This window comes from Wylensekiella montiformis, assembly GCF_009697385.1.
GTDB classification, from domain to species: domain Bacteria; phylum Bacillota; class Negativicutes; order Selenomonadales; family Selenomonadaceae; genus Selenomonas_A; species Selenomonas_A montiformis.
In genome coordinates this window covers 89,829-103,136 of sequence record NZ_VUNL01000008.1, presented here as the reverse complement: position 1 = coordinate 103,136, position 13,308 = coordinate 89,829, and the positions used below count along the sequence as shown (strand labels likewise).

Annotated in this window: 10 protein-coding genes and 1 pseudogene; all 11 read left to right on the top strand. The window is 55.1% G+C overall.

Going from position 1 to position 13,308, the window contains the following annotated elements; all coding sequences use genetic code 11:
- Positions 1-18 precede the first annotated feature (18 nt).
- The 11 genes and pseudogenes from FYJ78_RS08285 (at position 19) to pylD (ending at position 13,308) form a co-directional block, all read left to right on the top strand.
- On the top strand, positions 19-1,041 hold the full coding sequence (locus FYJ78_RS08285) for a uroporphyrinogen decarboxylase family protein (protein WP_154620945.1): 1,023 nt from the start codon (positions 19-21) through the stop codon (positions 1,039-1,041).
- 3 nt (positions 1,042-1,044) lie between these two features.
- Entirely contained in the window at positions 1,045-2,718 is a 1,674-nt protein-coding gene (locus tag FYJ78_RS08280; protein ID WP_154620944.1) for an ASKHA domain-containing protein, read from the top strand.
- Between the two features lie 19 nt (positions 2,719-2,737).
- Complete coding sequence (locus tag FYJ78_RS08275) at positions 2,738-3,409, top strand: cobalamin-dependent protein (protein WP_154620943.1); 672 nt, start codon at positions 2,738-2,740, stop codon at positions 3,407-3,409.
- Positions 3,410-3,426: 17 nt separating this feature from the next.
- On the top strand, positions 3,427-4,446 hold the full coding sequence (locus FYJ78_RS08270; RefSeq protein WP_206671389.1) for an MtaA/CmuA family methyltransferase: 1,020 nt from the start codon (positions 3,427-3,429) through the stop codon (positions 4,444-4,446).
- Positions 4,447-4,473: 27 nt separating this feature from the next.
- Complete coding sequence (locus FYJ78_RS08265) at positions 4,474-5,703, top strand: uroporphyrinogen decarboxylase family protein (RefSeq protein WP_154620942.1); 1,230 nt, start codon at positions 4,474-4,476, stop codon at positions 5,701-5,703.
- Between the two features lie 182 nt (positions 5,704-5,885).
- Positions 5,886-7,292, top strand: a pseudogene (locus FYJ78_RS13005) (monomethylamine:corrinoid methyltransferase).
- 105 nt (positions 7,293-7,397) lie between these two features.
- Positions 7,398-9,296, top strand: coding sequence for an ASKHA domain-containing protein (locus FYJ78_RS08255; protein ID WP_195847933.1), 1,899 nt, complete (start codon positions 7,398-7,400; stop codon positions 9,294-9,296).
- A gap of 5 nt (positions 9,297-9,301) precedes the next feature.
- Complete coding sequence (gene pylSc, locus FYJ78_RS08250) at positions 9,302-10,150, top strand: pyrrolysine--tRNA(Pyl) ligase large subunit (RefSeq protein ID WP_154620940.1); 849 nt, start codon at positions 9,302-9,304, stop codon at positions 10,148-10,150.
- Between the two features lie 13 nt (positions 10,151-10,163).
- Positions 10,164-11,255 (top strand): methylornithine synthase PylB, encoded by a 1,092-nt coding sequence (gene pylB / locus FYJ78_RS08245; RefSeq protein ID WP_154620939.1) that lies wholly within the window; start codon positions 10,164-10,166, stop codon positions 11,253-11,255.
- Complete coding sequence (gene pylC, locus FYJ78_RS08240) at positions 11,252-12,460, top strand: 3-methylornithine--L-lysine ligase PylC (protein WP_154620938.1); 1,209 nt, start codon at positions 11,252-11,254, stop codon at positions 12,458-12,460. Before pylB ends, pylC begins: the two co-directional genes overlap by 4 nt.
- The gene (pylD, locus tag FYJ78_RS08235) at positions 12,457-13,308 is read left to right on the top strand and encodes a 3-methylornithyl-N6-L-lysine dehydrogenase PylD (protein ID WP_154620937.1); all 852 of its coding nucleotides are present in this window, start codon (positions 12,457-12,459) and stop codon (positions 13,306-13,308) included. Before pylC ends, pylD begins: the two co-directional genes overlap by 4 nt.

The window sequence follows — 13,308 nt, the reverse complement described above, 5'->3', positions numbered from 1 at the left end:
CAGGAAGGAGATAATCTTATGGATGCTTTGACGCCAAAAGAAAGATTGCTTCGCTCACTGGCGAAGAAAAAGGTGGATCGCCATCCGGTCATTTGTCCGGGAGGAATGATGAATGCTGCGTTAGTGGAAATCATGCAGAAGTCCGGGCATACCCTGCCGGAAGCGCATCATGTGGATTCGCTGATGCGGGAGCTGGCTTATGATGTGGAGGAAAATACCGGATTTGAGAATTTCGGAATACCGTTTTGCATGACCGTAGAGGCGGAGGCCTTGGGAAGTCCGATTGATTTCGGAACGCTGTCCTGTGAGCCGAAAATTAAAGTGGAAGCGTTTCAATCGGTCAAAGATGTCCAGTTTAAGCCAAAAGGGACGATGGCCAAAAGCAGCCGTGTAGCGGCTGTTGTGCAGTCTTTGCATTATCTGTCGCAGAAATATCCGGATATTCCCGCCATCGGGAGTCTGACGGGGCCGCTTTCTACCTCAGCTTCGATTGTCGATCCTATGACTTTTTTGAAGCAGCTGCGGCGCGAAAAAGAAGCTGCGCATAAAGTCATCGATTATGTCACGCAGCATTTGATTGAATATGCGCGCCTTATGGTGGACAACGGGGCGACCGTTATCTCGATTGCAGATCCGACGGCTACCGGTGAAATTCTCGGTCCGAAAATGTTTAAGGAATATGCCGTGTTCTATTTGAATATGCTGACGGATGCCATTCATGAAATGGGCGTACCGGTCATTATTCATATCTGCGGTGAAATGGCCATGGTCAAGCCTCAGATTGCCGAGCTTCACGGCGATGCAATCAGCGTCGATGCCTTTGTCAATCTGAAGCAGATGAAGGAAGAGTACAATACGCTGACTACGATGGGAAACCTCAGCACCTATCTGTTGGAATTCAGCAACCCGGATACGATCTACAAGCAGGCTAAGGTACTGCTGCGCAATAATATCGATATTATTTCTCCTGCCTGCGGACTCAGTACCTCGACGAAGCTGAAAAATATCCAGGCATTCACCACGGCGATAAAGGAGGAGTGAATTATGCCAGAACTGTTTTTTCAGGAACAGGATCAGCGCGTTTCCGTAGAAGCGGGCGTGACCATTCTGCAGGCAGCCCGTGACGCCGGCATTATCATCGAGTCTCCTTGCGACGGCGTTGGTACCTGCGGGAAATGCCAGGTGCAGTTGAAGGATGCAGCACCTGGAAGCTGGAAATGTGAAGAAGCGCATTATCAGCTGCCGGCGGAGCTTCAGGAACAGGGATACGTTCTGGCCTGTCATACGAAAGTGTATGGCGATCTTATCGTTGTGGCCCCGAATACGGCCAAACAGAATAAGACGCTGAAGATCCTCAGTGAAGGCGAATCCTTTCAATATGAGATCAAACCGTGGTTTCAGAAGGTTTATGCGGCACCGAAGGGGAAGACGTTCGTTCTTGCGGGCGGGAAAAAGGTCGGTGAGGAAGAAGGCGATACGACCAAGCAGTTTTACGGGCTGGCTATCGATATCGGTACGACGACACTGGTCACTGCCCTGATTGATATGAATACCGGAGAAGAGATCGACAGTCTGTCGGCATTGAACCCGCAGAGCCTTCATGCACAGGACGTCATTACCCGTATCCATATGGCATCGAAGCCGGAGGGACTGGTCCTGCTCTATGGAGCGATACGCGATGAATTTAATCATACGATTCAGGAGCTTTGCAAGCGCAATTCTATCGAGAGCCGGTATATCTATGAAGTGATTTACAGCGGCAATACTACGATGATTCATTTGGCCTGCAACGTCAATCCGGAGCCTTTGGGACAGTTTCCTTATACGGCCGTCATTCGCGGCGGCAACACGGTACCGGCGGACGATCTGGAGATTTCTCCATATGGCGACATTTATCTGCCGCCAATCATCTCGGCCTATGTCGGTCCGGATATCACGTCCGGCGTACTCGCGGCCCAGCTGGAGAAAAAGAAAGGGACGACGCTCTTTATCGATATCGGTACAAACGGGGAAATGATTCTGGCTCAGGACGGCAAGCTGGCTGGCACTTCCACTGCAGCTGGTCCGGCCTTTGAGGGAATGAATATTACCTGTGGCATGCGCGCGGGAAACGGTGCTTTGGAGCTGTATCAGATTCAGCCGGATGGCACCCCGAAAACGCATGTAATCGGCGATGTCAAGGCATCAGGAATTTGCGGAAGCGGTTTGCTGGATATCATTGGCGAGCTGGTCCGCGTCGGGGTGATTGGAAAATCCGGGCGTCTGGTTAAACCGGACAAAGGGAAATATCCCGATGTGCTGAAGGCACAGATGAAGGAAAAAGACGGGAAACCGGTATTTTACGTGGCGGAGGAAGTCTATATCACACAGTCGGATATTCGTCAGGTACAGCTGGCGAAAGGAGCGATCCGGGCTGGCGTGGAAATGCTCATGAGTGCATTGGGCGTTGAAGCGGAACATGTCGATTGTGTGGAGATTGCCGGCTCCTTCGGTTATCATCTGCGGGAAAGCAGCCTGATCGATCAGGGGATGCTGCCGGAAGCGTTCCGCGGCAAGGTGAAATTTGTCGGCAACACCTCAAAATCCGGCGCCAAGGCGTTTTTGCTGAATCAGGAAGTGCGCACCTATATGGAAAATCTGGTCGATGAGATCAAGGATGTGGAGCTTTCCCAGGATCCGAAATTCCAGGATGTGTTTGTCAAGGCGTTGACGTTCTGAATGATCAGGTGGTGAGAAGATGGCAGATGCTGTTGCTGAAGCAAAAGAGGAGATACGCCGCCGTCTGGCGGATGCGATCCGTGATATGGAGGTAGAGACGGCGGCGGATACTGCCAGAGTCATCACGACAGCCGGCTGGTTTGAGATGGAGCTTTTGGAAACCGCTGTGGCTGCAGGCATGTCAGAAGCCAGTCGGCTCTATGAGGAAGGCGAATATTTTATTCCGGAATTGCTGTCGTGCGCTGATGCTGCGGAGGAGGCAACGAAGATTTTCCGGCCGTATATGATGGGGCAGCGGCCGGAGCCGAAGGGCTGCGTTGTCATCGGTTCAGTGGCGGGGGATACGCATGATATCGGAAAGAATATCGTTGCGTTAGTCGTTGAAGCTGCAGGGTATGATGTTTTTGATATCGGCCGTGATGTTTCGGCGGAACGCTTCGTCGATGCGGTGATCGAGAAGCAGGCAGATGCACTGGCTCTGGCGTCGCTGATGACGACGTCCATGAATCATATGGCGGACGTCATCCAGCTCATGGAGCGGCGCGGCTGCCGCCAGTCCTGCCGGGTCATTGTCGGCGGCAAGCCGATATCGCCTTCGTTCGCTCAGAAAATCGGAGCGGATTATTATTCGGCCAGTGCCGGGGATACGGTTCGTATTCTGGATGAGATCATGAAAACACATGGCAATTGAGAAAGGTGGCTTTTATTATGGCAGAGGAAATGACAGGAAGAGAGCGCTTGCTGCATGCGCTGGCCGGCGAACCGGTTGACCGTCCATCGGTAATCAGTGCCTGTCAGTATGCGACCTATGAGCTGATGGATGCGGTCGGAGTATACTGGCCGGAAGCTCATTCGGATGCGGAAATGATGGCGGTGCTTTCCGGAAAAGGCGGTGCGGAAGTGATCGGACTGGATGCAGTCCGCGCTCCGTATTGCCAGACCATTGAGGCTGAAGCGATGGGGGCTGAAATCAAAAGCGGGGGCAAGACGCATATTCCCAGCATCGCTAAACATCCGTATACGATTGAAGATACGCCGGAGTTTCCGGCAGATTTTCTGCAGCGCGGCCGTGTGCCGGTTGCCATTGAAGCGGTACGTCTGATGAAACAGCGTTATGGCGATAAGGTTTTGGTCATGGGCGGTATCGGCGGTCCGTTCAGTATCGCCAACAGCCTGATCGGTATTACGCCGTTTCTGAAGGCGATGTTTAAAACCCCGGAGAAGATTGAGCCGTTCCTGGAGATTGGTCTGCAGGCGGCGATCACGTTTGGAAAAGGTTATATTGAAGCTGGCGCAGATGCGATTGTTATTGAAGATATGATGGCATCATTGGATATGATCAGTCCAAAGAATTACCGTCAGCTTGCCGAGCCTTATGAGAAACGCCTGATTGAAGCGCTGGATGTGCCGGTCATTATCCATATCTGCGGCAAGCTGGATAAGGTAATGCTGGACATTGCTTCGACAGGATGTGCCGGCATCAGCGTAGAATCAGCAGTGGATATTCCTGCGGCGAAGGAAGCATTTCGGGCGAACGGGATTAAGACGCCGATCATTGGCGATATCAGCCCGTCCGGCGTTCTGCTGAACGGTACGCCGGAGGAGATCAAGGATGCGGTCAAGAGCGCGCTGTCCCGCGGCGTAGACATCATCTCGCCGGGCTGCGCTGCAGCTCCGAGCACACCGCTTCGCAATCTGCAGGCGATGGTCGAAGGGGCCAAAAACTGATTTTGGCAGGAGTGAGGAGGAATCGGGATGTTCATTACTTTTTTGCCGGAAGGGCGCCGGTGCCGGATCCGTCGTAATGAAACCATCCTGGAGACAGCGCGCCGCAACGGTGTCACGATTGACAGCAGCTGTCACGGCACACGGTGCTGCGGACGATGCCGGGTACGGGTCGCGGCGGATGAGCGGGAGGAAAAGCTTCCCGCAGGCGAACCGTTGCTGCGCCCGGCGGACAATCGGGAACGCATGGCGCTTTCCCCGGCTGAACGGAATGACGGCTGGCATCTGGCCTGTCTGAGCATTCCACGGCACAGCATTTTTGTGACGGTTCCATCGCCGGCCCGTCCTTTGCTGATTCCGACCGCAGATGGAGAGCGCTTGCCTGGGTTTGACTGCAATCATGCAGGCAGTGAGGAGATACCGCCATTTGTTATCCGGAAGTTCGGCGCGAGCTACTGGGATGCTTATCAATATGCGCCGCTCATGAGTGCAGCGGCATCCCTCATTGCTGACAGCAACGGGGATCCGGTCTGCAAACTTCCGTTCTGCGTGACGATCGAGGCCGGGGCCTTTGGTGCGGAGATCGTCTTTCCCGAGGCAGGCCATCTGCCGCTGCCCGGAGGGTATCGCTTTCACTCGGTTCAGGAGCTGGCCGATCTTCCGGATATTGATTTTTCCAAGGGACGGATTGCTGAGGTGCTCCGGGCCATCCGGCTGCTTCATGCCGTGGGGCGTCCCTGCGTTTTGAAGGTGGAGGCTCCGTTTACCGTTCTTTCTATGCTGATGGATTCTATGGTGTTGTTTCGGGGTCTGCGAAAGGAAAGAAAATTCATTGAAACGGCTATGGCAAAGATCCGGCGGAATCTGGTCCGCTATATCGGATTGGCTTTCGAAGCCGGCGCGGAAATGATTTCCTATGCGGATCCCAGCGGAGTGGTGGAGTTTGTCGGGCCAAAGATTTTCCGTGAAGTAAGCGGGCGGGAAACCGTACGGCTGCTGAAAGAGGTCGCCGGCCTGCGGCCGGGCGGGATTGTGCATGTCTGCGGCAAGACGTCCACATCGCTGGAATATATGCATCTTTGTACCTCCGAGACCTATGAACTTACCGGTAAGCATAATTTTGCCGAAGCGCTGCTCTCCGTCTATGATCGGCATAAGGTATCCATAACGGGACATAACTGCATTTTGGTTACGGCTGTTCCCATACCGCATCAAAAGGTGAGCTTTCTTCATTTCCCGGATGATCCGGATACCGGATAGAAGAAGTAAAAAACGAGAATTTCTTATCGCGTTATGCTTGCAACCGCTTTGTTATCATGGTATAATATCAATGAAAACAAAAAAATACATTCCTTTATTGAGGATGTGCAGGGCAAAGAAGCTCATAACGCTGATGAAGATCGGTGTTATGAGCTTTTTTTATAAAAAAAGGAGGGATTCCTATGACATTGGCCAGAACCATTACGGTCATGGATGTCTATGACCGGGCAAAAACAGGGGAAAAGGTCGACGAAAAAGACTGGGATTTTAAGATCATTCCCCAGACGGCCATGAAGCTCAAGAAGAAATACGGGATCAAAATGGACAAGCATACGATCATTCCTACGGATGAGAAGCTTTGCAGCAATTTGTTCCTGGCAGGACTGGAGCTGTTGGCAACTTGTGGCGTTTATTGCATCGATACGCATCGCGTCATCAAGTATACGGAAGAAGAGATCCTGGCCTCGGTGGAAAATGCACCGAAGAGCGCGCAGTATGGTGTGCCGGGTGTGAATGGACGCACCATTGCCTGCCGCCGACATGATGATAAACGGGCGCCGATCATTCAGGGCGGACCGACCGGCGCTCCCTGCTCGGAAGAGTATTTCCAGGCGATTCATCAGTCCTATGCGCAGGAGCCGATCGTAGATACCATTGTGGATGGCGTTTTGCAGACGATCAAGGGCAAGGATCCGACGCCGGGGTCCCCTTGGGAAATCGCTGCTGTGAAAGCAGAGGCCAAGGCGGTTCGTGAAGCACAGATGCGTGCCGGACGCTGCGGCATGGGGCTTTAGGGGAATGAAACATCCCTTTCCGCTGCCGGAGCAATCGCTGCAGATTTTCCAGGCGGCATGAGGACGACCGACAGCCATGAAGTATCGCAGCTCAATGAGCTCAAGATTGATGTCAGTGCACTCACTTTTGATGCGCATTATGTACTGAGCAGCGATATGATCATGTGCGAGCAGATGCCGATTTACGGCGGCTATGCCGGCGGCCTTGAAGAGACCACGATCGTGGATGTAGCTACGACGCTGAATTCCTTTGTCATGATGCAGGCTACCTGGCATCTTGATGGTCCGACGCATGTGCGCTGGGGCAATACCACGTCCAGGGAGACGCTGGCTATTGCTGGACACGCCTGCATGGCCATCGAGTCGCATCTGGATCTGATGATGGGCAATCAGTATTATACGACGGCTGGACCGTGTACGGTCATGTGCCTGCTGGAAACAGCGGCGCAGGCCATCACCGATACATGCAGCGGCCGGGAGGTTCTTTCCGGTGTTGCAGCCAGCAAGGGTGTGGCCACGAACTTCACAACGGGTATGGAAGCCCGCTTCATGGGAGAATGTGCGCATGCCGTTGCCGGTATGGAGACGGAGAAGGTTAATGCGATTCTCGACAAGCTGATTAGCATGTATGAGAAGGATTATAAAACTGCTCCGGTTGGCAAGCCGTTTGAAGCGTGCTACGATACGACGACATTATTGCCGACGCAGGAATATCTTGATGTCTATGATGAAGCGGTCAGGATCATGACGGATCTCGGACTGGATTATTGGACAAAAAAGAAAAGCCTGTTGTAACGTGTTCTAAGGGGAAAGGGTACAGAAGTTTCGCAGGGCCGGAACTCCTGGACCCTTTTTCTGTTCCGGTAAGCGGTCATGCAGCAGAAGAAAGGCGGAAGAGCGATGGCAGTGAGAATTTTGTTCCAGCCGTCAGGACGGCGCATCAAGGTCCGACAGCGGGAAACGGTGCTGGAAACGATCCGGCAGAACGGGCTGGAGATCCGGGCGGTCTGCGGCGGACACGGTACTTGCGGAAAATGCAAGGTGCGGGTTCATATCAAAGGACGGCCTATGCAGAATCTGATCCGTGAAGGCGCCGTAAATCCTCTGACCTGGAACGAGAAAAAATGTCTGACGCTGCAGGAACGGCAAAAAAATTTCCGTCTGGCCTGTTGCCTGGAGCTTTATCAGGACGCCACGGTGGAAATCCCGGCGGAGAGCCGGACTGAGCAAGGAGTGATTGTCGAGCGGGGCAGGCGGGCAAGGTTCCTGTTGAATCCGCGCGTTCAATCCGTATGTGTGACGATGTCTCCTCCGTCGCTGGAGGATTTTCGCTCGGATGAAGAGCGTTTGTGCGAGGCGGTAGCTTGTGAAACGGGGCGCATGAAGGAGAAGACATGCTGCCGGTACGGGCTGCTCCTTCGCCTGCCGGCACTGCTGCGTAAGTGCCGCTGGCGGGTTCAGGCGGTTTTTCTGTCATCCGGAGAGGCAACGGAGATCATTGATGCCGGACCTGTTCCCGAGACAGAAAATCCTGAATTATATGGAATGGCTGTGGATCTCGGTACTACGACCATTGCGGCATCGCTGGCGGATCTCTCCACAGGGCGGGTTTTGGCGCGATGTTCCTGTATGAACGGGCAGATATGCTGCGGTGATGATGTAGTTTCCCGGATTTCTCATGTCATGATGCATTCAGACGGACTTCGGCAGCTTGCAGATCTGGTCCGTCAGGATATCGGGCGGCTGGCCGGAGATCTGGCGGAGAAAGCCGGGATTCGCGCGGAGCGGATCTACGAAATGATCGTTGCCGGCAACACCGTTATGGAGCATCTTTTTCTGGGACTCGATCCGGAAAGAATCGGCAAATCGCCGTTTGTTTCCGTTCTGCGCCGCCCGGTCACTTTGCCGGCCGGGCAGCTTGGGCTGAAGGTACCGCAGTTCGGAGATGTTTCCTGCCTGCCGATCGAAGCGGGATTCGTCGGTGCAGATAACGTGGCCGTCCTGCTTGCTGAACGCTTGGATCAGCAGCCGGTCCGGACGATGGTGATTGACATCGGAACGAACGGCGAGATCGATTATGGCGATGCAGAGGGCATCTGGTCTACTTCCTGTGCGACCGGCCCGGCGCTGGAGGGAGCGGAAATTTCCTGCGGGATGCGGGCCGCACCGGGAGCGATCGAGAGGGTTCGCATCGATGCGGCAACGGGGCTGCCTTTCTGCCGGGTGATCGGCGGAGGAAAGCCCAAAGGCATCTGCGGATCAGGGATTATCGACGTCATCGCCGAGTTCGTTCGCTGTGGTTTGATCGGGCCGGACGGGACGTTTCGCAAGGAGACGGATTCTCCGCGGCTGCGGCCGGCAGGGCGCCACAGCCGGGAGTTTGTTCTCGCGACGGCCGAGGAGTCGGGGACGGGCAAAGAACTGGTCATTACGCAGAAGGATGTACGGGCCGTTCAGCTGGCGAAAGGCGCACTGTATGCCGGTGCGGTTCTGCTCATTCGCGCCGGCGGCGGAAAGGCTCCTGAGCGGATCTTGCTGGCCGGGGCCTTCGGCAGCTACATCGATAAGGAGAATGCCTGCCGGATTCGGATGTTTCCCCTTTGTCCCGGCGCAGTCATTGAAAGCATCGGCAATGCGGCCAGCGAGGGAGCGCTTGCCGCTTTGTTTGACCGGGATCTGCGCGATAAGGCAGGAGAGCTGTCCCGCCAAATCCGGTTTGTTGAGGCGGCGAGCCAGACGGATTTTCAGCGATTATTCTTTGAGGGAACGATGTTTCCGGATCATTCGAAGGAGAAGTGAGAAGCATGGAGTGGTCAGATCGTATCCATTGGACAAAAACACAGCGCGAACGCTTGGTGGAACTGGGCGGTGATGAGGTTCTGGATGAGTGGTTCTGTTCAACGCGTGAACGGGATAAGACGTTCTACTTGCGGGAAAAGGAGCTCGCTTCCCGTGGACGCCGCCGGCTGGATACCTTCCGCGAGTCTGTCCGGCGCCCTGCCGTATGCCGCCTGACGGAAAAACTGGTTGACGTCCTGACGGGAGTCGGCTTTGTGCAGGTGACGACGCCGACGATTCTTTCCCGGCAGATGCTGGCGCGCATGACGATCGATGATCGGCACGCATTGTTTTCCCAGGTGTTCTGGCTGGATAAGAACCGGTGCCTCAGGCCGATGCTGGCCCCGAATCTCTATGATGTGTCCAAAAGCCTGATGCGGCTTTGGAGCGGGCCAATTCGTATTTTTGAAGTGGGGTCATGCTTCCGCAAGGAGTCGCAGGGCAGTACGCACTTGAATGAGTTTACGATGCTGAACCTCGTGGAGTGGGGGCTGGATCCGGAAGAGCGTCTGGCGCATTTACGGGATTTTGCCAAACTGGTCATGGAGGCAGCGGGGTTGCCGGATTTCCGGCTGGAACGGGAAGAATCGGTCGTTTACGGCGATACCATGGATGTGACCTGGCAGGGAATCGAAGCGGCTTCCGGCGCCATGGGCCCGCATGTTCTCGACGATGCCTGGGGGATTGATTCGACCTGGGTAGGATGGGGATTCGGACTGGAACGGCTGGCCATGATGAAAGAGGGCGCCCGTCATGTCAAACCGTACAGCCGCAGTCTGGCTTATCTTGACGGGGTGCGTCTCAATCTGTCCTGAGGAGGGGAAAACCATGAATATCAAGCAGATCCTTTTTCGCAATCGCTGCGGAGCGGAACTAAGCCACGCGGAGCTGGCCTATATGCTGGAACTTACGGATCCGGCGGAACGTGATGCGCTGTTTCGGGAGGCGCGCCGGATTCGTCAGCAGAATTTCGGCCCTGAGGTTTTTTTGTACGGATTTGTTTATTTTTCTACCTATTGCCGAAACGGCTGCCGCTTTTGCGGATTCCGCAGTCAGAACCGGCAAAGCATCCGGTATCGCAGAAGCCGGGAGGAGATTCTGGAAGCGGCGGTGCGTCTAAAGGATTCCGGTGTAAACCTTTTGGATCTGACCATGGGGGAAGATCCATATTATCTGAATGACGGTGAACGCGGCTATGAGCGGCTGCTCGAACTTATCCGTGCGGTCCGTGAAGAGACAGGGCTGCCACTGATGGTGTCGCCGGGAATTGTCCCAGAGCGACTGCTGCCCTATTTGCGGGAGGCCGGCGCCGACTGGTACGCGCTGTATCAGGAGACGCATACGCCTGCACTTTACGACCGCCTGCGTCTGGACCAGCCCTATCAGGAACGCTGGGAGCGCAAGCTGTCGGCCCGTCGATATGGACTGCTGGTCGAAGAAGGATTGCTGACCGGGGTGGGCGATACCACGGCCGATCAGATTCATTCCCTTCGCCAGATGGAACTGCTCGGGGCACGACAGGTTCGTACCATGACTTTCGTACCGCAGAAGGGGACGCCATTGGAAAACGTGCAGGCGGGAAGCTGCAGCCGGGAACTCAATTTGATCGCAGTGATGCGGCTGCTGTTCCCGAATCGTCTGATTCCGGCTTCGCTGGATGTGGAGGGGCTGCAGGGGCTGAAATCCCGTTTGGATGCAGGAGCCAATGTGGTCACTTCGCTGATTCCGCCGGATGCCGGACTGGCCGGTGTTGCGCAGAGCGAGAAGGATATTGGCGACGGAGCCCGTACCGTTCAGGGAATTCAGCCGGTGCTGGCACGCTGCGGGCTTCGGGCCGCATCATCGAAACAATATGCGCAGTGGCTGGACGTGGCCCATCGTCAGGATTGCCGGAATGAGAGAAAGAGGGTATCTGTATGAATGAAGAACATGGCAGCAGGAAGAAAAAGGTGCTGGTGCTCGGCGGCAAGCTGCAGGGTGTTGAGGCTGTCTATTTAATGAAAAAATCCGGTTGGCAGGTTACGGTGGTAGATCTGGACCCGGATTGTGCGGCTTCGGCGATGGCTGACACATTTCTCTGTTTTGACATCATGGAAGCGGATAAGCTTCAGCAGGTCATGCGGGAACATGATTTTATCATTCCCGCGCTGGAAAAGCTTCCCGTCCTGTCGGTGATCGATGAAACGGCGCGGGAATGCGGTGTGAAGATGATGTTTTGTATGGATGCCTATCGCATTACCCGCTCCAAGCTGGCGTCCGATGCTATGTTCCATAAGCTTGGCGTTCCGTCGCCGCGCTATTGGCCAAATTGCTCGTTCCCCGTTATTGCCAAGCCTTCCGACCGCAGCGGCAGCGAGGGCGTATGCCGAATCTCAGAACGCGCCAAACTGGAACTTTATCAGGCCAGGCATCCCGGCCTGACTGATGTTGTGGTGCAGGAATATCTGGAAGGCCCGTCGTATTCGATTGAGATTATTGCCGAGAAGGGCCGGATGTGGACGTTTGAGGTTACGGAGCTGGAAATGGACGACCGGTACGATTGCAAACGGGTCATCTGTCCCAGCGGTCTCAGTCCGAAATTGCAGAGTGATTTTGCGAAATGTGCGGGAGAGCTTGCGGAAATGGTCAAGCTCGATGGAATCATGGATGTGGAAGCGATTCTCAATGACGGCCAGCTTAAGGTACTGGAAATTGATGCGCGCCTGCCAAGTCAGACGCTGACCGCCGTGTATCATTCGACAGGAGTGGTTCCTCCGGCCATTTATGCAGAGGGAATCGGCAGCGGAGGCGTGCTGTGCTGTCCCCGCTGCCCGGAACGCGGTGTGATTTATGAACACATTTATGTCGCGGCCGGCCAGCTGCGCTTTGTAGGCGAACATATCATGGGCACGCAGGGGGCATTGAACTGGACGTATGGTTTCTTTGGCGCGGACGAGGCTTTGACGAATTATCGGCCGGGCCGCGCGAGCTGGGCTGCGACATTGATGATCACAGCGGACAGCCGCAAAGAAGCATGGAAAAAACATGAGGAGGTTATTCGAACGATACTGGATCAGGAGCATTTGGAGTGTCCGGAGCTCGATGAGAATCTGACGGATTGCGATGAAAGGGAGTATGTACTATGACCAGACTGACAGAGAACGATATTCAGCATATCCGGCGGCGGATGGCCCTGCATGATGAAGAGCTGACCAGTCAGACGGGATACGGCCTGGCGGGACTTGCCATGCTGGCGGCAGGCGGGGACAGCCGCTTCCTGAAGCGGCTTCATACGGCCCGGGTAGGTATTATTCCGCTGACAACAGGGCAGGGCATTATCGGCGGATTTTCCGACAGTGTGGAGGCAATCCTGTCCTATATCGGAATGGATTGTTTTGTGACGGATCAGCCGGATGCTGCTGGTATGGCTGAGGCCGTGGAGCGGGGAGCCGGACAGATTTTTATTGCGGATGATCTGACTTGCACCATGATTGATCTGCACGCGCACTGCTCGGTGGAGAACAGCGCCTGCACAGGGCGGGCGTTTGCTGCCGCACTGGCCGCGCGCGCCGGAGACCTTCATCATCGTTCCGTGACGGTTTTGGGAGCCGGCGTTGTCGGCCGGGACGGCGCGGAATTTTTGCGCGGCCGCGGCGCTGATATCGTCATTTATGATTGCGATCCAGCGCGCACAGAGGCGTTTCGCGGTCGTTCTCATTTTTATCTGGCGGGAAGTCTGGACGAGGCGCTGGCCGCCAGCAATCTTTACCTCGAAGCGACAACAGCGCCCGATCTTATCGGGCTGGATCAGGTTGATGCGGAGACGATCATCGCCGCGCCGGGAATCCCCTGCGGAGTATCGCCGGCTGTCATGGCGCGTCATGCGCAGCAGGTCATTCACGATCCGCTGGAACTCGGCGTTGCGGCGATGGCTTGTACATTGCAGGCCGAAGCGGCACTGCACCTTTTTGACGAAAACCAAAAAATAGGATAA